This is a genomic window from Nocardia uniformis NBRC 13702 (assembly GCF_001613345.1).
Taxonomy (GTDB): Bacteria; Actinomycetota; Actinomycetes; order Mycobacteriales; family Mycobacteriaceae; genus Nocardia; species Nocardia uniformis.
Map to the genome: position 1 here is coordinate 257243 of NZ_BDCE01000019.1, position 25352 is coordinate 282594.

General features: G+C 66.7%; 24 protein-coding genes. 13 read left to right on the forward strand and 11 right to left on the reverse strand.

The features are described 5' to 3' along the window. Window positions 1-168 precede the first annotated feature (168 nt). Window positions 169-1266, reverse strand: coding sequence for an EamA family transporter (locus tag NU1_RS06140; protein ID WP_067518199.1), 1098 nt, complete (start codon window positions 1264-1266; stop codon window positions 169-171). 73 nt (window positions 1267-1339) lie between these two features. Between NU1_RS06140 and NU1_RS06145 the strand changes: the two genes are divergently transcribed. Continuing rightward, window positions 1340-2254 (forward strand): LysR family transcriptional regulator, encoded by a 915-nt coding sequence (locus tag NU1_RS06145; RefSeq protein WP_067518201.1) that lies wholly within the window; start codon window positions 1340-1342, stop codon window positions 2252-2254. A 63-nt stretch (window positions 2255-2317) separates the two neighbouring features. Here the strand turns inward: NU1_RS06145 and NU1_RS06150 are convergent, their stop codons facing one another. Continuing rightward, on the reverse strand, window positions 2318-3178 hold the full coding sequence (locus NU1_RS06150; RefSeq protein WP_067518203.1) for an SDR family oxidoreductase: 861 nt from the start codon (window positions 3176-3178) through the stop codon (window positions 2318-2320). A gap of 225 nt (window positions 3179-3403) precedes the next feature. Between NU1_RS06150 and NU1_RS06155 the strand changes: the two genes are divergently transcribed. Together NU1_RS06155 and NU1_RS41155 are read left to right on the forward strand one after the other, a co-directional pair. Further along, on the forward strand, window positions 3404-3940 hold the full coding sequence (locus NU1_RS06155; RefSeq protein WP_067518408.1) for an LGFP repeat-containing protein: 537 nt from the start codon (window positions 3404-3406) through the stop codon (window positions 3938-3940). Window positions 3941-4020: 80 nt separating this feature from the next. Continuing rightward, a complete protein-coding gene (locus NU1_RS41155; RefSeq protein ID WP_157552009.1) occupies window positions 4021-4353 on the forward strand; it encodes a hypothetical protein in 333 nt (110 codons plus the stop codon). On the opposite strand, the gene NU1_RS06160 is transcribed toward NU1_RS41155, so the two are convergent. Then, window positions 4347-4784, reverse strand: a complete 438-nt coding sequence (locus tag NU1_RS06160) for a MerR family transcriptional regulator (protein WP_067518204.1) — start codon at window positions 4782-4784, stop codon at window positions 4347-4349. The genes NU1_RS41155 and NU1_RS06160 overlap by 7 nt on opposite strands. Window positions 4785-4812: 28 nt before the next feature. On the opposite strand from NU1_RS06160, the gene NU1_RS06165 reads away from it, so the two are divergent. Then, window positions 4813-5604: a methyltransferase domain-containing protein gene (locus NU1_RS06165; protein ID WP_067518206.1), complete on the forward strand. Its 792-nt coding sequence runs from the start codon at window positions 4813-4815 to the stop codon at window positions 5602-5604. Between the two features lie 124 nt (window positions 5605-5728). Here NU1_RS06165 and NU1_RS06170 read toward each other — a convergent pair whose 3' ends face one another. Next, the gene (locus NU1_RS06170) at window positions 5729-7039 is read right to left on the reverse strand and encodes a class I SAM-dependent methyltransferase (RefSeq protein WP_067518208.1); all 1311 of its coding nucleotides are present in this window, start codon (window positions 7037-7039) and stop codon (window positions 5729-5731) included. A 145-nt stretch (window positions 7040-7184) separates the two neighbouring features. On the opposite strand from NU1_RS06170, the gene NU1_RS06175 reads away from it, so the two are divergent. Further along, window positions 7185-8879: a tetratricopeptide repeat protein gene (locus NU1_RS06175; RefSeq protein WP_067518209.1), complete on the forward strand. Its 1695-nt coding sequence runs from the start codon at window positions 7185-7187 to the stop codon at window positions 8877-8879. 174 nt (window positions 8880-9053) lie between these two features. On the opposite strand, the gene NU1_RS06180 is transcribed toward NU1_RS06175, so the two are convergent. Continuing rightward, window positions 9054-9668 (reverse strand): cysteine hydrolase family protein, encoded by a 615-nt coding sequence (locus NU1_RS06180; protein ID WP_067518211.1) that lies wholly within the window; start codon window positions 9666-9668, stop codon window positions 9054-9056. 191 nt (window positions 9669-9859) lie between these two features. Here NU1_RS06180 and NU1_RS06185 point away from each other — a divergent pair, with 191 nt between their 5' ends. Next, a complete protein-coding gene (locus NU1_RS06185) occupies window positions 9860-10858 on the forward strand; it encodes a GlxA family transcriptional regulator (protein ID WP_067518213.1) in 999 nt (332 codons plus the stop codon). A gap of 17 nt (window positions 10859-10875) precedes the next feature. Then, entirely contained in the window at window positions 10876-11553 is a 678-nt protein-coding gene (locus NU1_RS06190) for a class I SAM-dependent methyltransferase (RefSeq protein ID WP_067518215.1), read from the forward strand. A gap of 12 nt (window positions 11554-11565) precedes the next feature. Here the strand turns inward: NU1_RS06190 and NU1_RS06195 are convergent, their stop codons facing one another. Then, window positions 11566-12342, reverse strand: a complete 777-nt coding sequence (locus NU1_RS06195; protein WP_067518217.1) for a GntR family transcriptional regulator — start codon at window positions 12340-12342, stop codon at window positions 11566-11568. A gap of 303 nt (window positions 12343-12645) precedes the next feature. On the opposite strand from NU1_RS06195, the gene NU1_RS06200 reads away from it, so the two are divergent. From NU1_RS06200 to NU1_RS06210, 3 genes are all read left to right on the forward strand, one after another. Further along, window positions 12646-13698 carry an aminotransferase class V-fold PLP-dependent enzyme gene (locus NU1_RS06200; RefSeq protein WP_067518219.1) on the forward strand — a complete coding sequence of 351 codons (1053 nt, stop codon included), beginning with the start codon at window positions 12646-12648 and terminating at the stop codon, window positions 13696-13698. Between the two features lie 9 nt (window positions 13699-13707). After that, entirely contained in the window at window positions 13708-15174 is a 1467-nt protein-coding gene (locus NU1_RS06205; protein WP_067518221.1) for a protein kinase domain-containing protein, read from the forward strand. 229 nt (window positions 15175-15403) lie between these two features. Then, entirely contained in the window at window positions 15404-16714 is a 1311-nt protein-coding gene (locus tag NU1_RS06210; protein WP_067518223.1) for a hypothetical protein, read from the forward strand. A gap of 600 nt (window positions 16715-17314) precedes the next feature. On the opposite strand, the gene NU1_RS06215 is transcribed toward NU1_RS06210, so the two are convergent. Next, window positions 17315-18298 (reverse strand): C40 family peptidase, encoded by a 984-nt coding sequence (locus tag NU1_RS06215; protein ID WP_245719965.1) that lies wholly within the window; start codon window positions 18296-18298, stop codon window positions 17315-17317. A gap of 413 nt (window positions 18299-18711) precedes the next feature. Here NU1_RS06215 and NU1_RS06220 point away from each other — a divergent pair, with 413 nt between their 5' ends. Beyond that, window positions 18712-19443, forward strand: coding sequence for a hypothetical protein (locus NU1_RS06220; protein WP_067518225.1), 732 nt, complete (start codon window positions 18712-18714; stop codon window positions 19441-19443). 87 nt (window positions 19444-19530) lie between these two features. On the opposite strand, the gene sepX is transcribed toward NU1_RS06220, so the two are convergent. From sepX to NU1_RS06240, 4 genes are all read right to left on the reverse strand, one after another. Next, window positions 19531-20712: a divisome protein SepX/GlpR gene (sepX, locus tag NU1_RS06225; RefSeq protein WP_067518226.1), complete on the reverse strand. Its 1182-nt coding sequence runs from the start codon at window positions 20710-20712 to the stop codon at window positions 19531-19533. 167 nt (window positions 20713-20879) lie between these two features. Then, on the reverse strand, window positions 20880-21530 hold the full coding sequence (locus tag NU1_RS06230; protein ID WP_067518412.1) for a GNAT family N-acetyltransferase: 651 nt from the start codon (window positions 21528-21530) through the stop codon (window positions 20880-20882). Between the two features lie 8 nt (window positions 21531-21538). Then, window positions 21539-22798 (reverse strand): molybdotransferase-like divisome protein Glp, encoded by a 1260-nt coding sequence (gene glp / locus NU1_RS06235; RefSeq protein WP_067518228.1) that lies wholly within the window; start codon window positions 22796-22798, stop codon window positions 21539-21541. A gap of 231 nt (window positions 22799-23029) precedes the next feature. Next, window positions 23030-23974, reverse strand: a complete 945-nt coding sequence (locus NU1_RS06240) for a UTP--glucose-1-phosphate uridylyltransferase (RefSeq protein WP_067518413.1) — start codon at window positions 23972-23974, stop codon at window positions 23030-23032. A gap of 282 nt (window positions 23975-24256) precedes the next feature. Here NU1_RS06240 and NU1_RS06245 point away from each other — a divergent pair, with 282 nt between their 5' ends. Together NU1_RS06245 and NU1_RS06250 are read left to right on the forward strand one after the other, a co-directional pair. Then, window positions 24257-24853 carry a 5-formyltetrahydrofolate cyclo-ligase gene (locus tag NU1_RS06245; protein ID WP_245719966.1) on the forward strand — a complete coding sequence of 199 codons (597 nt, stop codon included), beginning with the start codon at window positions 24257-24259 and terminating at the stop codon, window positions 24851-24853. A gap of 70 nt (window positions 24854-24923) precedes the next feature. After that, window positions 24924-25226, forward strand: a complete 303-nt coding sequence (locus NU1_RS06250) for an FmdB family zinc ribbon protein (RefSeq protein WP_067518229.1) — start codon at window positions 24924-24926, stop codon at window positions 25224-25226. Window positions 25227-25352: the final 126 nt, after the last annotated feature.

Genomic DNA, 25352 nt, shown 5'->3' on the forward strand with positions numbered 1-25352 from the left:
GCACGCGACCCTCGCGGATCGCGCGAGCAACGCGGGGGGTCGCGAACTGGTTGTCGACGACGCTGGTGGTCGGCGGGCATTGGGTGGTTTCGTCGTGGGGCTTCCCATCGCGGCTGTGCGCTCGCCGTCTGTCCGCTCGTTGGACGGAAAAGCGCCGGTCGTAACCAGCTACTCGAGATGTCGCCCGGCGCGTGCCCACCGGTTTGCCCCAGAGTTTCGGCCCGCCGCCGTCGGCTGGTTCAGATCGCTCAGCGTCAGACCCACCAGACGTCCCGTACTCGAGCCAGGTACCCGCGGGTGCCGACGGGTGAGGGACATCTTCTTCAGCCGAGGGCCTGGCCCGGACGGTGCGGTGTACTCGTCGGCCGGTGCAGTCGCCCGACCCGGTGAAGTGCTATCGGTCCGCCGCTCGGTGGGAGGCGGGGCCGGGGTGCCGGTGTCCACGCGGTGGGAGTTCTGCCAGGTGACATAGGCGGCGGCTGCGCTGATGCAGACGATGCCGGTCCAGCGTTGGGCCGATACGCCTTCGTGCAGCAGCACGAGCCCGGCGAGGGCGGCGACTACCGGCTCCAAGGTGAGCAGTGTGCCGACTATTCCGGCGGAAAGCCGTTGTAGGGCAGCGAGTTCGAGCGAGTATGGGATGACTGCCGATAGTAGGGCGACCACGGTGGCCGCGGCCAGGACTCCGGGATCGATCAGGGTGCGGCCGTCTTGGATCACACCCCACGGCGCGGCCAGCAGCGCGCCGGCGGCGACGCCGAGTGCGAGGACGGAGCGGCTGTCCGCTCCCGATCCGACCCGGCGCGCCAGTAGCAGGTAGGCGCCCATCGACGCCGCCGAGAGCAGCGCCAGCACAATCCCCTGCCAGGCCAGCGAGCCCGAGGCCGGGTCGCGCACCAGCCATACGCCGGTCACCACCAGCGCCACCACGCCGAGGTCGACCGCTCGACGCGATGAGCACAGCGCCACGGTCAATGGTCCGAGTAATTGCAGGCTGCTGGCCACTCCGAGCGGAAGGTAGAGCAGGGCCGGATAGATCAGGTTCATTCCGGCGATCGCGGCACCGAGTCCGAGCACGTTCCACAGCCGGGCTCCCCGCGGCATGGTGCGCGGGCGACACAGGGCGAGCAGGATGAGCGCCGCGATGCCGAGCCGGAGGGCTACCACGCCGCCCGGGCCCACCTGTGCGAACAGCTGCTTGCCGAACGCCTGACCGGTCTGCATGGATATCGCGGCGGCGAGGACGAATATCGGTGCGGGAGGCATGATTTCAGCCTCACGCCGCACAGCGTTCAGGTCCATCGAAGAAATAGGCGCAATACTCTTTAGAATTGCCTACATGATCGACCTGCGCCGCGTCCAAGTGCTGCGCGTGCTCGCCGAGCACGGCACCGTTTCGGCCGCCGCGACCGCGCTGTATGTGACACCTTCGGCGGTATCGCAGCAGATCCGTTCGCTGGCAACCGAACTCGGTGTCGAACTGCTGCGCAGGGAGGGTCGCAACGTGCGCCTGACGGCGGCCGCCGAGGCCCTGCTCGAGCATGCGGACGCACTGTACGAGCACTGGGAGCGCGCCCGCGCCGATATCGCGTCCCGGGATATGGAACTCACCGGGACGCTCCGGTTCACCGGCGTCTCATCCGCCTTGGCCGCCGTGGTCGCACCCGCCATGGCGCTGCTGCGCGACCGGCACCCCGGCATCGATACACACGTGCGGGAGCTGGACTCCACCCAGATCTTCCGGGTTCTGCTGGCCGATTCAGCCGATATTGCCGTCGGATTCCCGACCGCCACCACACCCCCGGTCGACGACCCGCGTTTCGAACAGCGCGTGTTCTTCGACGATATCCAGGACCTGCTGGTACCGAGTGGACACCCACTGGCCCAACGAGAGTCGGTGACACTGCGAGATGCCGCCACGGAGCCATGGATCCTCGACGAGCCCGGCGGTGACACCTACGACACGGTGATCACATCCTGTGCGGCAGCGGGATTCACCCCGCACATCGTCCACCACGTGAAGGAGTGGTTCGCCGTATCCACCTTCGTGGCACAGGGTTTCGGCGTCTGCCTGCTACCGCGACTGGCCCCGATCCCCAATGAGCACGCGGTAACTCGAATTCCCCTGAGCGGCAGCCCACGTCCGATACGCACCATCATCGGCGGTATTCGCCGCGGCGCCGGCGACCACCCGGTGATCGCCGCAGGGCTGTCGGCCCTGGCCGAGGTCGGCCACGATATCGCTGCCGGATAGCGACCCGGACGTACTATTCCTGACACGGCCGACGACGCACCGTCCGAAGGGACGTCAACCGCCCTATTGGAACGCCGAAACGTGCTGAGATACCCACTGCTGGAAGGTCTGGGCCGGGCGGCCGACGATTCGGGTGACGGTGTCTCGGACCTTCAGCAGTTCGTCGCTGGTGTCGCCGCCCGTGACATCGAGGAGGGCATCGGCCAGCCGCTCCCCCATCTCCGGGACCATCCGCGCACGCGCGCGGGTACGGCTGATCTCGGTTACCGAGACCGGATCGCCGAGGGCTGCCGCTATGGCTGCGACCTGCTGGCGGGGTGTGATCAGCTCGGGGCCGGTCAGGGCGTATCGCTGTCCGTGATGTCCGGGCTCGGTCAGCGCCGCATAGGCCACGCGGGCGATATCGCCGGGATGGACGGTGGGCAGACCGATATCAGCGAACGGGATCTCCAACCCGCGAGATTCACGGATCGAGTCCGCCCACCAGAGCGCATTGGAGGCGAACTGGGTGGGGCGCAGGATGGTCCAGCCCACACCGCTGGATTCGAGCAGGCGTTCCACGGCGGCGTTCTCCTGCGCCGGACCCAGATGGGGATGGGTTCGCACCGTAATGGATGACACCAGTACGACATGTTCGATGCCCGCGCGGCGGGCCAGCGACAGAATGTCGGCGTCGACGCCTATCCGCGACACCAGGAACAATGCCGTCGCGCCCGTGAACGCGGAGCGCAGCGAGTCCGCATGGCGCAGATCGGCCTGGAACGGTTCGACGCCTTCGGGCAGCGCTGCGGAGCCGACGTTGCGAGTCGTTGCCCGGACTCGGACGTCACCGTTGGCGGCCAGCTCCGTAAGTAGTTGGCCGCCAATGTTTCCGGTGGCACCGGCTACCACGATCGTCTTTGTCGAGGTTGGTGAGTTGATCATGGAATCCAACGCTAGAACCTCGAGGCGAGTTCAGGTCAAACCGTCTCCGACCGGCTCACCGGTGATCGTTATCCCGCAACCGCCGCCCTTCGGCCCGAACACCACTTCCTCGAGAGGTTTGGCCGCCCGCTTCGGTGTCACCCCACCGATAGATGTACTGCCGACCGAGAGGCGGGTGCGACGGTGGTACCAGCGATCTCCCGGGCCACGATAGTGGCCGTGGCCATGACCTTGTCGATGTTCGGAGTGGCGGCCTGCGACCTATTCGACGGTTCGTGTGAGACGACGGGTGCGATCGGTGCCCGCTACGACGAAGTCGGCGGCCCCACCGGGCCTCTGGGCGACTGCACCGGGGACGAGCGCGGCCGCGATGGTGGTCGTCAGCAGGACTTCGAGCACGGCGCGATCTATTGGACACCCGATAGCGCGGCGTGGGAGGTGCACGGATTGATCGGTGACAAATACGAGGATATCGGCGGTCCGCCCGCCGCATTGGGGTGGCCGGTGAGCGGAGAACTGCCCACCCCCAACGGTGTCGGCCAATTCAACAGGTTCCAGACCGGGAACATCTACCACTCCCCGGCGGGCACCCATCCGGTGTACGGCGCGATCCTCGACGAGTACGCGCGCCAGGGCTACGAGAACGGGCGACTCGGATTCCCCACCTCGGGCGAAGAGTCTGTCCCTGCCGGACGCCGGACGAACTTCGAACGCGGCTGGATCGAGTGGAACAGCACCACCGGCGCGATCACCACGGGATGACCGGGGCCGCATAGAGTTCCGCCCAGTCGCCACGTGACCTCTCGGAGACATACTGTGCGGCACTGTGGAAAGCTCCGGCTATGTTCGAAGCCCTCGGCAGCCTCATTGCCATCGCGCTCGTCGTCGGCGCGGTCGTACTCGTGATCGTCAAGGCGGCCTCGAAGCCGACACAGCCTCCGTATGGGCAGCCGGGGATTCCGCCTTACCCGCCGAGCCCGCATCCGCAGCAGGGCCCGTATCCGCCGCAGGGACAGTGGCACCAGCCCGGCGCTCCCTACGCTCCCCCGCCGGGCTACCAGTCCGGGCATCCCCACCCCGGACAGCAGGGCTACGCACATCAGCCCGGCTATCCCCCTCTGCCACAGCGTAATCCAGCACAGCCACGAGGGGGAATGCCGCCACAGGGCTACTGAGCCGGAGCCGGCCGGGCCGTCGGCGGTTCGAGATCGATTCGTTCGGCAACCGCGGCCTGGAAGTGCGGACACCGCAGGAAATCGCCATGTGCGCAATCCAATGCGCACTCGATGAGTTCGAGTGCCGCCTGCGCCTCGGCTATCCGGCGGGCCAACGTGGTGTGATGTCGGCGCAGCACTTCCCGCCGCGACTCGGAATCCGGCGCGGTCATCACTTTCCGGATCTCATCGAGGCCGAAACCCACCTCCTTGGCCCGCAGAATCAATGCAATCCGGTAGAGATCGTCGGAACCGTAGCGACGACGGGCGGCCTCCGCGCGCGCGGGCGCGAGCAGCCCCTGTGATTCCCAGTGCCGCAGCACATGTGTCGCCAGACCGAAGTGCCCCGCGATCTGGCCGATCGACATATCCGCGGCGGTACTTGACTTCATGTCAACATTAAGTCGCACCATGGCTGATATGTCCACTGATTCCACAACCACTGAAACCAAAGACTTCGAGGCCCTTCGCGCAATCCTCGACCAGGTCGACGCATTGCCCGGCGCGGCCGAATTTCGCCACCTCTCCTATGACCTACTCGCCCCCTCCCCTGGAGAAACGGTGGTCGACGTGGGTTGCGGCGCCGGGCGCGCGGTCGCCGAACTCACCGAACGCGGTGCGCGAGCGATCGGGATCGACCTCAGCGAGGACATGATTTCCGTAGCGCGAACCCGGTGGCCGGACAGTGATTTTCGAGTCGGCAACGCCTGCGAACTGCCACTGGGCGACGCGGAAGCAACCGGTTACCGGGCCGACAAGCTCTTTCACGAGCTGCCGGATCCGGCGCGTGCGCTCGCCGAAGCACGGCGAGTGCTGTCCCCCGGTGGGCGCATAGTGCTCATCGGCCAGGACTGGGACACCCTCGTGATCGACTCCGACGATCCGCACCTCACCCGCCGTCTCGTACATGCCCGCGCCGATACCATAGCCAATCCACGGGCAGCACGAAGCTACCGAAACCTGCTGCTCGACAACGGCTTCACCGACGTCACCACCGAAGTCCGCTCCGCCGTCTTCACCGATACGACATTGCTACCCCTCTTGACCGGAATCGCCGAAGCCGCGTACGCCGCAGGAGCCGCCACCCGAGACCGGATCGACGGCTGGATCGCCGAACAGACCAAACGCGCGCAGGCGGACCGGCTCTTTCTGGCGGTGCCCATTTTCGTGGCGGCCGCCCATCGAACCAGCTCCCCGCCCACCGACGCCTGATTCAGCGACAACCTGCCCCGGCTCCCCGATTGCAAGCATCGACGATGCACTCGGCGGCGATCGTGGGAACAATTCGATCGGGTCACCGGGATCGGTCCCCGCGGACAACTGACGCTGAACCGGACTATCCCCAGGCGCGTCGGGTGCCGGGCATTCCCGTGCGCCCCTGCGGACCCGGTACGACACCCAGGACCTGGTGGAGTCCGAGCCCGCCGTCCTCGAAGCCCAGGGCCGAGGCCGCCATGTATATCCGCCAGACCCGGGCGCGGCCCTCGCCGACGAGCGAGACCGCTTGCTCCCACGCGCCCTCCAGGTTGGCGACCCAGTTCCGCAGGGTCAGGGCGTAGTGCTCGCGCAGAGCCTCGACATCGCGGACCTCGAAACCTGCACGCTCCATTGCCGATACGACATCGGCCACATCGAGTAGTTCGCCATCGGGGAAGACGTAGCGGCCGACGAAGGAGCGGTTGCGCATGGTGGATCCGCCGATGGAGGAAATCGCGTGATTGAGCAGTCGCCCTTCGGGGCGGAGCAGAGCGCGCAGGGTGTCGAAGTACTCGGCGGTGCGCTTCGCGCCGACGTGCTCGAACATGCCGATGGAGGAGATGGCGTCGAACTGTTCGCCGTGTAGATCGCGGTAGTCGGAGAGGCGGATCTCGATATTGGCGGAGAGTCCGGCCTCGCTGACGCGTTTGCGTGCGAGTTCGGCCTGGGTGCGACTGATGGTGACGCCCACGACCTGGGCGCCATAGGTCGAGGCCGCGTGTATCGCCATGGAGCCCCAGCCGCAGCCGACGTCCAGCAGGCGCATACCGGGGCGCTCGGGTAGGCCGAGTTTGCGGCAGATCAGATCGTGTTTGGCCCGCTGGGCGTCTTCGAGGGAGACCGTGACGTCCGCGGGGGTTCGGCCATTGTCATTGTCGGCGGCGAAACGGGCACACGAGTAGGTCATGCTCGAGCCGAGAACCAGGCGGTAGAAGTCATTGCCGACGTCGTAGTGATGGCTGATCGCCGCCGCGTCGCTGCGCAGGCTGTGCCGCGGTCCACGCCGGGGCCGGGCCTCCTCGGGTGGCGGCTTCGGGCGATGGTTCAGCGCGCCGAGCCGGCGGGCCGCGCCGATGGCCTGCCAGGCGCCGGTGGCGCCCAGGCGGGCAGTGCCCGGTACCGCGGATTGCAGGGCGCGGAGCACTTCGAAGATATCGCCCTCGAGGTCCACCGCACCGGAGACGAAGGCGCGCCCGAGGCCGAGTTCGCCGGGGGCCCAAACCATGTGGCTCAGTGCCTCTTTCGAACGAATCCGCATGGTGCCGGGATGGTCGTCGGCGGGCGCGACCACGCTGCCGTCCCAGAACTCGAACCGCAGTGGCGGCTGTGATCCGAACGCGGTCCGCAGCAACGGGGTGAACGCGGCGGCGACCGTTGCCTTGTTTCCCATCTGACCACTGTTTCCCATACGACCACTATGTCCCGTGTGCACAGTTTCTCGCGGATAGTCCGGCCCGCTCGTCGTTTCGCCCAAAACTCATGAGAGCGTGCCGGTTCGGGGACGTGTCGGCCGGGCTGATGGCACGATCGTCGGTATGACCGTGGACTACTACGACCTCGGGACGTATTCGCGATCGGTGACGGTGGCGGCACCGGCCGCGCAGCTATGGTTCGACCGTGGCCTGGCCTGGACCTATGCCTTCAACCATGAAGAGGCCGCTCGATGCTTCTCGCGCGTGCTGGTGGAGGATCCAGGCTGCGCGATGGCGCACTGGGGTCTGGCTTTCGTGTCGGGACCGAACTACAACAAGCCGTGGGTGTCCTTCGACGGCGTGGAGTTGGCCGAGAGCGTCGTCCGCGCGCATGACGCGGCACTGCGGGCGACCGAACTCGCTGATTCCGCCGCGCCGGTCGAGCGCGCGCTCATCGAGGCGCTGGTCGCACGGTATCCGGGGAAACTGCTCGAGGGCGACGGCTCGGAATGGAACCGGGGCTATGCCGACGCGATGCGCGAGGTCTACGCCCGGTTCCCGGACGATCCCGATGTAGCGACCCTGTTCGCTGACGCGTTGATGAACATCACGCCGTGGGCGCTGTGGGATCAACGCGGTGGTGCGCCCGGCGCGGGGGCCTACACCCTCGAGGCCAAGGCCGTGCTCGAGCGGGCATTGGCCGACGCATGGGGGCACGATCACCCCGGTGTACTGCATATATACCTGCATCTGATGGAGATGTCGCCGACGCCGGAGGCGGCGCTGCCGGCGGCCGACCGGCTGCGGGGCCTGGTACCCGATGCGGGACATCTGCAACATATGCCGTCACATATCGACGTGCTGTGTGGCGACTATCGCGCGGTGGTATCGGCCAACTCCGCCGCGATCACCGCCGACGAGAAGTACGTGCGCGCGGCGGGCGAGATCAATTTCTACACCCTCTACCGGGCGCACAACTACCACTTCAAGATCTACGGTGCGATGTTCCTGGGCCAACTCGGTACGGCGTTGGAAACCGTTGCGCAGCTGGAGAACTCCATTCCGGAGGAGTTGCTGCGGGTGCCGTCGCCACCGATGGCGGACTGGCTGGAGAGCTTCGTTTCAATGCGGGTCCACGTCCTCATCAGGTTCGGTCAGTGGGCGCGGCTCATCGACCTACCACCGCCGAAGGATCCGGACCTGTACCGAGTCACCACCGCGATGCTGCACTACGGCCAGGGCGTCGCCTATTCGGCGACCGGGCGGATTGCCGAAGCGGAGGCGGCGCAGCGGCGTTTCCTCGTTGCGCTGGAACGAGTCCCGGAATCCAGGATGCTCTTCAACAACACCTGCCGCGACATCCTCGCCATTGCCGCCGCCATGCTCGAAGGCGAACTCCGCTATCGAAAAGGTGACTACGACAAGGCCTTCCGAGCACTGCGCCTTTCGATCGAACTCGACGACAACCTGCCCTACGACGAGCCGTGGGGATGGATGCAGCCGACCCGGCACGCCTACGGAGCACTGCTACTCGAACAGGGCCATATCGCCGAGGCCGAAGCCGTCTATCGCGCCGACCTCGGCCTCGACGACACCCTCCCACGCGGCTCCCAACATCCCGCGAATGTGTGGAGTCTGCACGGTTTTCACGAATGTCTCGTACGCCTGGGCAAGACGGGCGAAGCCCAACTCATCGAGAAGCAGCTGAAATTCGCTGCCGCCGTGGCGGATGTGCCGATCGAGGCATCCTGCTGCTGCCGATTGCCCACCGTGGCCGAGGGCCAGAGTCATTGCCGCGACCCGTCGGCACAGTCCTGATGCGCGTCATGCGGCCGTTCTTCGCGGTGGCAAAGGCGGTGTAGCTCACCGTGGAGCGGCTCCCGAGGATCTTCGCGAGACTGGCATAGGCCGGACGAAGCTGTCCATATCGTTTCCCGGTGGTGCGGTGGCTGGTCGATGCGAACCGCCACGACGGCGAAATCAGGGCCGTCGTTACGGTGCGACCGGAGCGAGGTGGTCGAGGGTGGGGACGACGACGCCGAACAGGTCGGCGATGGTGGTGAGGGCGGCGGTCTGTAGCGCCGAGGCAGGCACCGTGGCGCCGTCTGGACCGGCGAGCGGCCGGGTGGCGGTGGCCTCGGCGACGACGGTCGATCGGTAGCCGAGGTTGAAGGCGCCCTGTGCGGTGAACTGCACGCACATATGGGTCATGAAACCGGCGAGCACCAGTTCCTGCCCCGCGCCGAGTTCACGCAGCGTCGCTTCGAGTTCGGTGTCGTGGAAGGCATTCGGGAACTGTTTGACCACAATCGGTTCGCCCGGCAGTGGAGCTACGACAGCGCTGATCGCGCCGATATCAGCGCGGATATCGTAGGGCGTACCGGGTCCGCCGTCATTGACGATGTGGATGATCGGTCGGCCCAGCGAGCGGGCCGTCACCAACAGGCGAGCAGCGGCGGTCAGTGCCTGTTCGGCATCGGGTAGCGCCATGACGCCGGTGCGGTAGGTGTTCTGGAAGTCGATCATTATCAGGGTGGCGTCGGCCAGCCGGGACGGCTGCTGGTCCAGTCCGGAAACGGTGCGCAATGTCGGTGCGGCGGTGGTCATTTCGGTAGTTCCTTTCGCGGCCGTGGTTATCGGCCCGAGGTGGCGACGAGCCGGGTAGTGCGGTGCACGAGGGCTCCTCCGCGAGGGATGTTCGGTACGGCATCCACGATCTCGTGCACACGAACCGATCGACAGTGGCTCGCGTGCCTACAATCGACGGAATCGGGCCAACCAGTTGCGGAAGGATTGCCATGAATGTGATCGCGGTGGTGGCATTCGACCGGATCCATCCGTTCCATCTGTCGGTGCCGTGCCTGGTTTTCGGCGAGGAGCAGCCGTCTGCGGAGTTGCCGCCGTGTGAGGTTCGGGTGTGTACGCCGGGAGCCACACCGATCATCACGACCGCGGGATTCACGGTGTCCACCGGCCATGGCCTGGATGAGGTGGCGGGGGCGTCGATGGTGATCGTGCCGAGTTGGCCGGATCCGGAACTACCGGCCCCACCCGAGATCATCGACGCGGTCCGTACCGCGCACCAGGGCGGCGCGCGGGTGGTCGGCCTATGCCTGGGCGCGTTCGTGGTCGCCGATACCGGTCTGCTGGCTGATCGCCCGGCGGCCACCCACTGGAAATGGGCCGATGTCTTCGCGCGCCGGTTCCCCGATGTGCGACTGGATCGAGAATCCCTCTATGTCGACGACGGTGACATCGTCACCTCGGCCGGAACCACCGCCGCCATCGATACCTGCCTGCATCTGCTGCGCCGCCAACACGGCGCCGAACTCGCCAATCGGGTAGCGCGCCGTCTCGTCACGCCCCCGCATCGCGAGGGCGGACAGGCGCAGTTCATCGAACATCCCTTGCCCGCAACAGGTTCGCGGCATCCCCTGGCCGGCACCCTGCGCTGGGCTATCGAACATCTCGCCGAAGACCTGACCGTCGACCGTCTCGCCACCCACGCCGCAATGAGCCGCCGTACCTTCACCCGTCATTTCCGCGCGACCGTGGGCACCGGCGTGAGCACCTGGGTGGCCACCCAACGCATTGTCATGGCTCAACGCCTGCTCGAAACCGGCGATCACACCATCGAACGCATAGCCGACCAATGCGGATTCGGTAGCGCCGTGACCATGCGCGAACAGTTCGCCCGCACCCTCGGCACCACCCCCTCGGCCTACCGCAAGACCTTCCGATGGCCGCCGCACGCCGCAGACAATCGCCGCGGCGGGGTTGACCTCAACCGTGGTTGAGGGCCGATGCTGGAGGTATGACTCGCTCCGCTGAATTCTGGGATTCCGTCTACGCCGACGACAGCGACACCGCGCCCTGGGTAATCGGGGAACCACAGCCCGCGATAGTCGAATTGGAACGCACGGGATGGATCAAGGGGCGGGTACTCGACCCCGGAGCCGGAGCCGGAGAGCACACAATCTTGTTGACGCGCTTGGGATACGACGTGCGCGGGGTCGACCTCGCACCGAGAGCGGTGGCGTGGGCCCGTCGGAACGCGGCGGAGCAGGATGTGCCCCACGCCCGTTTCGATGTGGCGGACGCATTGCACCTGAGCGAGGCGACAGCGCTTGTCGACGAGAGTAATGGTGACCGACCGGCATTCGACACCATCGTCGACAGCGCCCTGTTTCATATCTTCGGTGAGGATCCGGACGCCCGCGCCGAGTACGTGCGCAGCCTGCACGCCGTCTGCAAGCCGGGCGGGCTGGTGCACATTTTGGCGCTGTCGGATAGCGAGCCGGGGTTCGGGCCACGGATCAGCGATTCCGTGATCCGCGAATCCTTCCAGGAGGGTTGGGAATTGGAGGAGCTGCGCCCGGCTCGGTATCGCGGTCGCGTCACCCCCGGAGTGGCCGAGGAGGCCGCGCATATGGAACAGCACAACGGGCGGGTCGACGTCGCCGCATGGCTGGCCCGCATTCGCCGCGTCTAGCGCGGACCGGCGCTATGCCGTGCGAGCTGCTCGTTCGTCAGCGGATTCGACTGTCGCACCGACCAATTCATCGAAGCGAGCGACCACCTTCGCGTGGTACATCTCGAAGAGATCCTCGAACAACGAGAGTTGGGCATCGCTCGGGCCGGAATCGGATTCCCAGACCGCGAGCAGCGCGCGCCACACCAGCACGTGCAGATCCGGTCCGGCGGCGTAGTAGGCGGTGACGGCCTCGGGGACGTCGAGCACCATTTCGCCGATGGAATTGAGTATCGAACGGCGCAGGCCCTGGCCGAGTTCGGTGAGCAGGCGGCGCACCAGATCCAGCTCCAGGGCGAGCATGGCGCGCAGGTCCGGATCGGGCGTTCTGGCAATGCCCTCCAGCTCGTCGACGGCGGCCTTCACGTCGGCCGGATCGAGGCGGGCGGCGCTGCCGGTATAGCCGAGCAGGGCGTCGAGGATGATGGTGCGTTCCTCGGCGACGATGTCGCCGAACATATCGGCCGCGATCTCGGGCGTGCCCCGCGAGAGCTGGAACAGTCGCCGATACACCTCGACCCCGCCGTCGGCGCGGACATCGCGAGTCACGAAACCCTTACCGCGATGCGCACGGGCGAAGCCGTAGGACTCCAGCCTGCCGAGCACCAATTGCGCGGTCGCCCGGTTCATATCGAACTCCTCGGCGACCTGCCGCACCGATGGCATCAGATCGCCCGACTCGTATACCCCGGCGACCACACGACGAGCCAGCTCGTCGGCAACGTCGGCAACAACCGTCTGGGCTCCCATGACATCGCCTTTCCGCCACGCTCGAAATATTTCAGCCTTAACGTCTCAGACAGTCTAGCGCTCCCACCGCAACCATTGGATACCGAGGGTGCGTGGATGCACACCCACTGCAGGCAAGCGTCCCAGACAAAAGCGTCAATCCGACGAACCCGACCGAACGCGGCCGTCGTGGCCCGCGAGGCGCCAGGCGGGGGCCGCACGACGGTCCGCAGGGCTGCCACGCGGAGGGCCCGCCGATGATTCGGGCCAGAATCGGCGCTCTGGATATTGAACCCGCACTGACTCGGACCGCAGGATGGGCTGATGACAGCCGATTTCGCACTGCTGCCGGGGTCCGTTCGCGATGCGTTCGCACCCACCGTCACCTATCTGAATACTGCCGGATACAGCCTGCTGCCGGTGGCCGTGGCGGAAGCGGTGACCGCCTTCGAGCACGAGCGCATGCGAGGTGAGTCCAATATCCTCGCGGTGGACGCGGCGATCGCAGTCTGCCGGACCTCGTTCGCCGGGCTGGTCGGACTGCGGGCCGACCAGGTCGCGATCGGCTCCCAGGTGTCACAGCTGGTGGGGCTGATTGCGGGGAGCCTGCCGGACGGCGCGAATGTGGTTGTGCCCGAGGGAGAATTCACGTCACTGCTGTGGCCCTTCCTGGCACGGCCCGGATTGCGGGTGCGAACGGTTCCGATCGGTGATCTCGCCGCCGCCGTGCGACCGGATGACGATCTCGTCGCCGCCGCGGTGGTGCAATCCGCCGATGGCGCCGTGGTCGATGTGCCCGCCGTGGTCGCCGCCGCCCGGCACCACGGGGCCCGCGTGCTCTTCGACGTCAGTCAGGCCGTCGGCTGGTTCCCCGTCCACGACACCGGCGCGGACTGGGTGGTCAGCGTGGGCTACAAATGGCTCCTCGGCCCCAAGGGCACCGCCTTCCTGGCGGGCACCGACGAGGCACTGAATACCCTGCGCCCGTTGGCTGCCGGCTGGTGGGCGGGCTTCGACCCGTGGCAGACCTGCTACGACGCTCCGCTCCGCCTCGCCGACGACGCCCGCCGGTTCGACGTCTCCCCGGTCTGGCCCGCCTGGGTGGGCCAGCAACCGGCGCTCGAGCTGATCGAATCCATTGGCATCGATGCCATTCACCGCCACAATGTCACCCTGGCCAATCGCTTGCGTACGGGTCTCGGCCTGCCGGAAAGCAATTCGGCCATTGTCGCCGTGGCGGTCACCTCCGAGATCAGCGAACGCCTGCACGCCGCCAAGGTGGTCGGTGCGATGCGCGCCGGACGGCTGCGCCTGGCCTGCCACCTCTACAACACCGAGGATGACATCGACCGCGCGCTGGAGGCGCTCGCCCGATAGCTTAGGGGTGTGGACGGAACGCCCTTCGGTCGATATCGCCTGCTCGGGCTGCTCGGTAAGGGCGGCATGGGGCAGGTCTACCGCGCCTTCGACACCGGCACCGATCGGGTGGTCGCGCTGAAGGTGCTGCCACCGGAGTTCGCCCATGACCCGGTATATCGGGAGCGGTTTCGACGGGAGGCGCAGGCGGCCGCCAGATTGACTGAGCCGCATGTGGTTCCGATCCACGACTACGGGGAGATCGATGGGCGACTGTTCCTGGATATGCGGTTGGTCGACGGAACCGACCTCGGTACCCGGGTGGCTGTCACCGGAGGCATGAACGCCGACGAGGCGGTGTCGCATATCGCGCAGATCGCCTCGGCCCTCGATGCGGCGCATCGGGCCGGACTGGTGCACCGGGATGTGAAGCCGTCGAATGTCCTTGTCACCGCAGAGGGTTTCGCCTACCTCATCGACTTCGGCATCGCGGTCGCCGATAAGGACACCGGCCTCACCACGACGGGCGCGGCCATCGGGACCTTCGCCTATATGGCCCCCGAGCGTCTGCTGCACGGCGACTACGACGCGCGCGCGGATGTGTATTCGCTGGCCTGCGTGCTCTACGAATGCCTCGCGGGAGCCAAGCCGTTCCCGGGCGAGAGCGTGGAAAGGCAAGTCGCGGCCCACCTTTCCACCCCACCGCCACGACCGTCGATCGCGGCACGCGTATCGGAGGCATTCGATGCGGTGATCGCGCGCGGGATGGCGAAGGATCCGGATCAGCGCTACGCCACCGCCGGAGCCTTGGCCGCGGCCGCCCGGGCCGCGCTGACGGGGCGCACGACCACCGAACCGATGGCCCCGCCCCCGGAGGAGGATCCGAGATTCGCTGTGACACAGGTTGGTCCGGTCACCGGGCCGATGGCGGCGGCGCCGCGGCGGATGGTATTCGTCTGGGTAATGGTCGTCTCGATGGCATCGGTAGTCGCGCTGGGGGTGACATTCGCTGTTCTCACCCAGCAGGATTCGGCACACGACAGTTCGCAGGCGAGTCCGAGTTCCACAGCCGGACCCGGAGTGCCACCGGGCCCCGTGACCACCGGACCGGCAGATCCCCCGGGCGCCACCACTACGGGCCCGACCACACCCCCTATCACCACCACCGCTCCCCCTACACCGTCGGCGGGAACCCGCATGGCCGACTTCGTGCGCGAGCACTACGCGCTCCTGCCGGGAAACACCGTCGCCGCGTGGGGACGGCTGACCCCGCGGTATCAGAGCTATATCGGCGACTTCAGGACATACCGGGCATTCTGGGACACAGTCGATTCCGTGACGATCTCCGATGCCAGCGCCGACGCGGCGACATCGACCGTCACCTACCGCCTGACCCTCCGCTATCCCGACGGCCGAGTCGCGACCGAGGCCCGTCGCGCCGAACTGGTGGCCAACGGCGACGGCTTTCGGATCGACAGCGCGGAACTCGTCTCCTGACGGCCCTGGCGTACAAGCGTTTTGCCCGTTTAGCGACGGTGCAGCTGCCCAAACCTAATGGTGGGTAATATGCGGGCCCCATGGCGTGTCGCGGGCGGCACGCCGGGACGGAATGGACGAATGGCTAATCGACAGTTTCGTTGTGGCGGGCTATCGACTATTAATGGCATGTGCCGTTGTCAATCGTGATCACTTGTCCAGGGTCGGATCGTCTGTTTCGGGAGGAGATGTGACGGAGTTTCCGATCGGGGATGAGGTTACGCAGCTAGCCCATCGCGTCGAGAAGGCGCGCGGGCGGCTGGCGTATCAGTTCGACCCGGCCCTGACCGAGGCGCTGTCCGAACGCGAGCTGGCCGAGGAACGTGAGCTCGCCGAACGTATTCGGGTCGAGGATCGCGAACAGCGCTGGAAGCAGGTGCAGGCCACCGCGGCGACGGCCGACCGCGCCAGGATGACCAGCGAGGAAATCGAGAAGGCCGATATGCGAGATCTGCTGATCGCGCGCAAGGCGATCGCCGCACAGCGACGGGAATCCAGCCCACACGCCAAACTCGCCTCGCTGTACCGGCATCGGGCCTGGTCCCTACGGGCACTCGCCGGTGTGGTCGGCGCGGGCATGCTGTGGTCCGCGGTGAACGTCCAGCAGAACATCGCACCCGGCGGTCCCACGAATCCGCTGTTCTGGTTCAGCTATCTGCTCGAAGCCATGATCAGCGTCTGTCTGATCATCATCATGATCGGCACCAACAAGGTGTCCGAATGGGGCGTGCTCGACAACCGCCGCCAGGTCCACATTGCCGAAATCGCCCTGCTGTCACTGACCGTGGGCCTCAACACCTACCCGTACGTCGCCAGGGGCGATTGGTACGAGGTCGCCGTGCACGCCGTCGCACCGGTCATGATCGGCGTCGCCCTGCTCATCCACAATGCCGTCAGCGCGCGCTACGGCATGGCGATTCATCAGGCCACCGATCAGATCCGCGGTCTGCCCGATCCGGCCGAGCAGATTCGGCAGAAGCTGAACGTACGCCGGCTCTCCGCCATGGCCGACTACAAGCTGAGCGCGCCGCCGCATCAGCAGCAGCAGCCCGCACTCGAGAAGTCGACCACGCGGGCCGTGGAAGCCGCACAGCCCGTCCTGGAGGCGGAAACCGTACCCGAGGACGAAGCCGACGCCGCGTCCGCTGAGAACGCCGCCAAGGCCGATACCGCGGCTACCCAGAACGGCTCGGTGACCCGCAACGGCTCCGCGACCAAGAATGGTGCGGTGTCGTCGAGCCGCTCTACCGTGGCCGCACCCACCAAGATCGAGGCGCCGGTCGCGCCCGTCGAACCGACGAAGCGCGCGTCCGCCGTGGCCGCCGCCGAACTCGATGCCCTGTGGGCCGAGAACATCGGGTCCTTCGGCAGCCCGGACAAGGATGACGCCACCTCCGAGGAATACGACACGGGCCAGTTCCGCGTCGCCGATGGCCTGGAGAAGGAACTCGCCGAAATGCAGGCCGAGCGCCGCCGCGCCCGCAGCACCAAGCGCCGCTGACAGCCAAGTCTCACGGTTTGACGATCTCGAATCGGGTGATGCCCGGTCGGCCGCATCGGCTGACCGGGCATTCTCGTTGACGCGAGCATTCTCGTTGACGATCGGCCCAACTCGTTGCCGCTCAGCACATCTGAGCGCTGAGCATCGAAAGCCGCGTCGTCACCGAGCGGGAGGCGCAGTGACGCGTCAGCGGCATTGGCGGCCGTGATGATCGCGGTGGCGACCCCGGCCGAGTCACCCGCCAGGTTGCCGTCGCCTATCGTGTCGAATCATATTGCTGCACAGCGCTTTTCGGAGAACACTGGATTCGAGTCGCTGAAATAGGCTGCGCCCTTGCCGAGTAGACTCACGATCACCCCGGCACGGCGCTCGCGCACGGTGGACAGTACCGCGCGAATGAATGTGGCGGGACCGAGGAAGTGCAGGTCGAAAGGGTCGCGCATTTCGGTGTCGACCCTCTCCGCTACCGCTCCGACCCGTGCGCGGCCCGCCGTCCGGTCGACAATCGCCCAATGGTGCGCGGCTATCTAGACGCCGCGCGAATGGTCGGCGGCCGAGGTGGCCAGGCGATTGTCGACCAGAGGGTCGAGGCGACGCGACTCAGTAGCGGCGAGCGCCCGTAATCGACATCTCGTCCAGCGCGGATTCGGTCACGCCGACGCCATAGGTGGAAGCGTGGATGATCCGACCGTCGCCCGCGTACAGCGCGGAGTGGCCACCGCCGTTGTAGGACACCAGATCACCGGGCTGCAATTCGTCGATACCGACCGGGGTACCCGCGGCCAACTGCCCGTAGCTGGTGCGTGGTAGATCCACACCCGCCTCGGCGTAGGACCACCGCACCAGACCGGAGCAGTCGAACGAGTCCGGGCCATTGCCGCCCATGCTGTAGGAGGTGCCCAGCTTGGAGCGGGCGGCCTCGACGGCGCGCTCTCCGGTGCTCCGCTGCTTCGGAAGCACCGTGGGGGCCGGGATTTCGACCACGCCGGGGATTCCGGCCAACGGGGGCATGCCATCGGGAACGGCGAAGGTGCCGAGCCCAGCGATATCGACGCTCCGTGCGTGCCCCTGGGGCGCACCCGGCGGCGGGGCGGCGGCGGGTGATGTCGGCAGCAGGTCCGCCACGGCGGTCGGGAGCGTGGGAGTTGTCGACGCGGGCACAGCGGGTTCCGAGATGGCCAGCACGGCGGGCGCGGCTTCGAATGCCGGTACCGCTGATCGACTGTGTCCCTGAACCCATGCCGTATCCGGATTCTCGGCGCGGCCGAACTCACTCGGCACCTCTGCGAGATTCGGGATCTCGGCGCGGCCGGATTCGGTCGGCACCCCGACGAGGTTCGGCGCCGCGGTGGTGCCGAGCCCCGGCACGACCATCGGACCGAACTCGAAGCTGCCCGCGATCTCGCCTGGAACTTCGATCACTCCGATACCGGGGACGGTCACCGGCTTCGCCTTCGCCGATCCCGCGGTGTAGAGCAGAGCCGCACCGAATGCCGTGGCGCAGAGAACGCCGACTGCCAGTGCCTGCCGAGAAATGCGCCGCTGGAAGAAAGGAAATCGCTGTCTGTCTCCGCCAGTTTCCATGGATGTAAGTCCTCCGATCGAGCTAGGTAGCTACTCGGTTGACGCTCATCACATTCGCACTACGAAATTGCACTGTTCGCTTATTCACAGGTTTATGCACAGTCCGACACGCGGGTTTTGATAACGAAAAGCTAACGGAGCGAGGTTTTCTCGACGAAGAATCTGGGTCCAATTGGACACAGCAGGGACGTGCCGGACCCGAAAATCCGCGCCGCGCGGCGCGTTCCGGCGAACAATCCGGGGGCTCTCCGGGCGCGCGTGCAAGACTTTTTCCGCACCCGTGTCCCATCGCCAAGACTCCGGTCACCACGAGGAAAGGTGTGAACATTTCCACTGAGAACCGCACGCAGCATGGCTTTTCGGAAGACGACGGATGCGAGGTATCGCCACTGCGGGACTCGGAGTGGCGAGCGATGGACACACCCGGTATCGCCACCCTGACCGCGGTCACACCACCCCGCCGGGACCTGGATGTGACCGTCCTCGATATGCCGCTCCCCGCCGCGGGCGAGGGGGCACACGTTGGGCCGCTGAGCGAGCGCGAGCACGCGCAGCTATCCGTGTGCGAAAACTCCATCGATACGCTGCGCCAAGCCTTCTGGGCCGCCGGCAGAGCCCTGCAAATTGTCCGCGACGGACGGCTCTATCGCAGTGAACACACGAATTTCGACGACTATGTCGAGCAGCGCTGGGATATGCAGCGTTCGTACGCGCACAAGCTCATTCGCGCCTGGCCGCTCGCCGCTCGGCTGCACGCCCAAGCACCCTCCATCAATGAGGGTCAGATTCGCGAATTACTCACCGTCGCGGCGGAACACGGTGACGATGCGGCCGTCACCGTCTACACCACCCTGGCCGCCGACAATGTCAAGATCACCGCGAGCAAACTGCGGGAGGCGGTGGCGCTGCTCCCCGCCCGGTTCGACGAATCCGAAGTCGTGGAGCGGCTGCGCGCCTGGCAGCGGGGTGAACTACCGCAGCAGTCCGGCCGACGTCCGGCCGACCCGTTCACCGCCATGGAATCGCGCCTGGCCGCCCTCACTCGCCGGGCAGTCAAGGAGTCCAGTGGCGATCCGGCCGCGGCTCGCGAATTCGCCGCCAAACTACGAACTCTCGCGGAGCGGATCGAGAAGCAGATCAGCTGAGCCCGATCGGACGTTAGACCAGTGGCCCCGACCGGTTCGGTCGGGGCCACCGCTGTTTTCGCCTACCGATCCAGTGGAACGCCTGAACTACTCCCCTGCGGCCCGGCGCATCCGCCCGCCCGCCGCCCGCTGCCGGGTCTCACGGGCGGTGGCGGCGTCGAACATCTCCAACTGCTCGAACATCGGATCCTCGTCGTCGGGCTCCAACAAGGTGGCGCGGCGCAGTTGGGTGCGAGTGCTCTCCTGGTCGAGCCGCGGCTGCTCGGCGACGCGTCGTGGAGACTCCTCCTCGTCGTCGACGTCGCCGCGACGGCGACTGCGGGCCAGCCGGGTGGCCCGACGGCGACGGATATCCTCCTCGATGCGCACCTGCTTGCGCAGGTAGGCCAGGTAGCCACCCAGCACCAGGGCCGAGAGTCCGCCCAGCCACCACATATTCGACGAGACCAGCAGTCCGCCGGCACCGAAGATCACGACGCTGCAAGCCAGTCCGAGGACGGCGCGCTGTCGGAACCGGTAGCGGGCGGCGCGGGCAATGGCATCGGCTTCGGGATCGTAACCACCGCGGCCACGCCGGGAGGGTACGAAATCCGGGTCGTCCTCGTCGAGTTCTTCGGATTCGTATTCGGATTCGTCCTCATCGCACGGATCGGGGGTACGGGTGGCCGGAATCCTGGCCATTACCGGCGCGGAAGCGCGCGGCGACGCGGCGTCGGTGAAATCGCCATCCAGTTCCCCGGCAACGCCGGATTCCCTTGTGTCCGAATCGAATTCATCTTCGAATTCGGCATCCAGGCTGGTATCGGACGGCTGATCCGAGCCGGACCCGTCCGTGTTCACGACATCGGACTCGTCCACCGTATCCGCGTCGCGCACCTGTCCAGTGTCGTCCACCCGATCCCCGTCGTCCACGAGATCGGCATCATCGGTGGGATCCGTGTCATCGGCGAGATCAGCGGTAGCCGCGACGGAATCCGAGAAATCGTCGTCGTCCTTGGCGGTCTCGTCGTCCGATTTCGTCATCCGATCCTCCGCATCATCGGTGTGGGGATGCTCAACTCTCCGGGTGGGCACGTAGTCGGGATCCGTCTCGTGTCCGCCGGCCGGGCGTTTATCCAGACGTCGCTCGGTGTCGCCGCGATGCAACACCCGGGTCGCCAGGGCGGCATCGGTGGTCTGCCGAACCCGGGGGTGCCGACCGGCGAGCATCGGGAACAGCACAAAGAGCCAGAGCACCACCAACCCGATCCACAAGATCGAATTCGGCATTGCTCACACCTCCATCCCCGCCAGGCTCGTATTCCCTTCGACAGCAGTCCCTTCGACAGCGCCGCATGGGGTGCTGAGACGCACCACCGACGTCCGTAGGCTAGTTCGGAATCTCAGCGATATTCCGCAGGCGCGCCGTCAACATCTGCCACACTAGTCACAGGAGTTCAGGCGGGGGCGGCCCTGCCGGTGCGGATGAGCCGATCCACCACGGTGCCCGACACCTCCTCCACCGTGATGCCGACGAGCAGATGGTCGCGCCATCCGCCATCGACATCCAGATAGCGTTTGAGCAGGCCCTCCTCGCGAAAGCCCACATTGCGCAGCACCGCCTGGCTGGCAAGGTTTTCCGGCCGCACGGTCGCCTCCACCCGGTGCAGACCCACCTCACCGAAACAGTGGTCCAGGCCCAGTGCCAGCGCCGCCGTGGCCACGCCCTGACCACCCACGTCCTTGGCCACCCAGTAGCCGATCCAGGCCGACCGCAATGCGCCGCGCACGATATTGCCGACCGTCATCTGCCCGCAGAACTGGCCGTCGACCTCGATCACCAGTGGAATCATCGCCCCGCGCCGGGCCTCGGCCTTCAAGCTCGACCACAGCGACGGCCAATTCGAGGCATGATTGCGCGCCTCCCAGGAACCGCGCCCGGTCGGCTCCCAGGGCTCCAGGTGTTCTCGGTCACGTAGCCGAATCCGGCTCCAGGCGGCCGCATCTCGCAGTCGGATGGGCCGCAGTGTCACCTGTCCGGCCGCCACCCGGACCGGCCCCAGGTGCGCGGGCCAGCCCGGATGCTGACCGGCCCGAAAGACATTCATGTCCACGCCTACCCTCGCTGGGCGAGGAATGCGACCCGAACCTCGTCACCAGTGCGGACCTCGGTGACATCCGGATCGATCACAATGAGGGAATTGGCTTCCGCCAGCGTCGCCAGCAGATGCGAGGAGGTGCCGTTCGGCCCGCCCAGCGGCTGCACCAGGTAGTCGCCGGTCTGCTCGTCGCGCATGAGCTGCGCGCGCAGGTAGCCGCGCCGCCCGGGAATGGAGCTGATCGGAAGGATGGTACGCGCCTTGACGATTCGTCTCATGGGGTGCCGACGACCCAGTGCGATGCGAATCAGCGGCCGCACCATCACCTCGAAAACCACCAGCGCGCCAACCGGATTCGACGGCAGCAGGAAGGTGGGCACCTCATCGCGGCCCAGTCGACCGAAGCCCTGAACCGAACCCGGATGCATACCGACCCGGGTGATCTCCAACTCACCGAGACCCTCCAGAGCCTCGCGAATCTGCTCGGACGCCCAACCGCCCACCGCACCGGCGATCACCACCACCTCGGAGCGAACGAGCTGGCCCTCCACCACATCTCGCAGTCGCTTGGGGTCCGCGCTGACAATGCCGACCCGGTTCACATCCGCACCCGCGTCCCGTGCGGCGGCGGCGAGCGCATAGGAGTTCACGTCGTACACCTGGCCGGGCCCGGGCGTGCGGTCGATATCGACCAACTCCCCGCCCACCGACAGCACCGACAGCCGCGGACGTGGATGCACCAGCACCTTGTCCCGGCCCACGGCCGCCAGCAGACCCACCTGTGCCGGACCGATAATGGTGCCCGCCCGCACGGCGAGATCCCCCGGCTGGACGTCATCGCCGATACGGCGCACGTAGTCACCGGTGCGCACCGGCTCGTAGACCTTCACCCGGGCCCTGCCGCCGTCGGTGAAATCCAAGGGCAGCACCGCATCCGCGAGGGTCGGCAGCGGCGCACCGGTATCGACGCGCACCGTCTGGCGCGGTTGCAGACGACTCGGCTGCCGCGATCCGGCCGCCACCTCCCCCACCACCGGCAGTGACAGGTCGATGGCATTGCCGGCCTCGTCGCGAATATCCGCGCCCGCACCCGCCACATCGACGCTGCGCACCGCGTATCCGTCGATGGCCGCCTGATCGAAGCCCGGCAGCGGGCGCTCGGTCACCACATCCTCGGCACACAGCAGTCCCTGGGCCTCGGAGATGGCCACCCGCACCGGCCGCGGCGCGACAGCCGCCGCGGTCACCTTGATCTGCTGATCCTCAACCGAGCGCATTCAGCCCTTCCTCGTCTCGCACACCCCACCACAATCCGGCGTTCTCATCAGGCCTGGGTGAGGGACCCGCCCATGCTGATTCCATCGGGCACAAGTGGGGACCTGCGTGGTTACGCAAGCTGCCTCCTCCGGTCCTGGCCACTTGTGACTGATCACATCGGGCATAAGCGGGGACCTGCGTGGTTACGCAAGCTGCCTCCTCCGGTCCTGATCCGCCTCTGCCCGGCCGGATCATTCGTACGAGGTCGGCTGCGGATCCCAGTCCGGACGCAGGCGCTGTTCCAGCCACTCGCGCAGGGCGGGACCGTATTCCTCTCGTTCCAAAGCGAAATCGACCGCTGCACGAAGATAACCGCCCGGGTTGCCCAGATCGTGGCGCGACCCACGATGGACGACCACGTGCACGGGATGTCCCTCCGTGATCAGCAGTGCGATGGCGTCGGTGAGCTGCAATTCGCCGCCCGCGCCGGGTTCGATGCGCCGCAGCGCGTCGAAGATCGCACGGTCGAGCAGATAGCGTCCGGCCGCGGCGAAGGTGGAGGGCGCGTCCTCGAGCGACGGCTTCTCCACCATGCCCTTGACCTGCAAGACATTCGGATTACCGTCGGCCGTGGGGGCCACATCGAAGACCCCGTAGGCACTGACCGCTTCCTTCGGCACATCGATGGCGCACAGCACCGAACCACCGAAACTGGTGCGCACCCGGTTCATCACATCCAGCACGCCGCTGGGCAGCACCAGATCGTCGGGCAGCAGCACCGCGATGGCGTCCTCGTCATCGTCGAGCACCGATTCCGCCTGTGCCACCGCATGTCCCAGCCCCAGCGGCTCGTCCTGCACCACCGAGGTCACATCCAGGAGCGCGGGTGCTTTGCGCACCTTCTCCAGCAGCGCGAACTTGCCGCGCTCGGCCAGCGTGCCCTCCAGCACCAGATCCTCGACGAAATGCGCGACCACACCGTCTTTTCCGGGTGAGGTCACAATGACCAGACGGCTCGCGCCGGAGTCGGCGGCCTCGGCCGCGACCAGTTCGATACCGGGGGTGTCCACCACCGGTAGCAGCTCCTTGGGGACCGTCTTGGTCGCGGGTAGGAACCTGGTGCCGAGCCCGGCCGCGGGGACCACCGCGGTGCGGAAACACGACCCGTTTCCGGCTTGTCCGGCATCAACTGTCATGAACAACACCCTATCCATCCGTCATCTGCGTCGAAGCGCCTTCACAGCGCCGGCGAACTCCCGCAGAGCCTAAGCGGCAATAAAGGAGCGAGCGCGCCGAACGTCTCGCCCCACCTACCGACAATCTGCCCGCAAACGGCTGGGGCGAAACCCGGGGCCAAATCTGGCAATCCATCAGCAATCCAGATATTCGCAGGTGAAAGCGGGTCTGACGGGCCGCAATCCGGGTGCTGCGACGGCAACCGCGGCGCGGCGGCGGTTGCGGCGGCCGAACAACATAATGTGAAGACCGTGAATGCGGGCGGCGGACGAGACAAACAGGCGTGGCGGGCGGAGATTCTGGAACGCCGTCACGCTGTGCCCGCCGCTGTCCGCGAGCTGGAAGCCGCGGCGTTGGCCCGCACCGCCGCGACATTCGCCGCCCGCGAATGGGTGTGCGCCTACGTTCCGGTCGGGGATGAGCCGGGATCGGTCGCCATGCTCGACGCCCTGCGCGACGGGGGTGCGCGGGTGCTGCTTCCGGTGACCGGTCCGCTCGGACCGCTGACCTGGGCCGAATACCTCGGAACCGATCGCCTGCGGCGGGCCCGCTACGGGCTGCTCGAACCGGATGGTGCCGCGCTGCCGGACGCGCTGGCACTGGCCGAGGTGATTCTGGTGCCGGCCCTGGCCGTGGACCGGCGTGGAGTGCGGCTCGGCCGGGGTGCGGGGTACTACGACCGCAGCCTGCCCGCGGCCCGGCCCGATGTCCGACTGGTCGCGGTGGTGCGCGATGACGAGTTGGTGGAGTGCCTTCCGGAGGAGCCACACGACCTTCGAATGGGGTGGGCGCTGACCCCGAATGGCGGGCTACGACAATTGGTACAGAATGGGAATTGATACCCGATTGACAGCGTTGGCACTGTCGGCTGTAGAGTGCTAAATCGACGAAAACCGTGGAGGTTCACCGATGCCTACTTACTCGTACGCCTGCACCGAGTGCGACAACAGGTTCGACATCGTGCAGTCCTTCTCCGATGACGCGCTGAGCACCTGCGATCGCTGCAACGGCAAGCTGCGCAAACTCTTCAACTCGGTCGGCATCGTATTCAAGGGCAGCGGCTTCTACCGGACCGACAGCCGCAATGGCTCGACCTCCAGCGAACCGGCCAAATCGTCCGACAGCGGCTCGTCCAACGCTCCGTCGTCGACTCCGGCTCCCGCGCCCAGCACCGCAGGCACCTCCACCAGCGCGAGCACCTCCGCAGCCTGATCTACCGAACCCGTCAACACCGCGTCATCCCGGCGCGCTTTTGGCCGGGATCCACACTTTTGTGCCGCTGAACTCAGTGGATTCCGGCCAAAAGCATGCCGGAATGACGGGACCGGCGACCCATCA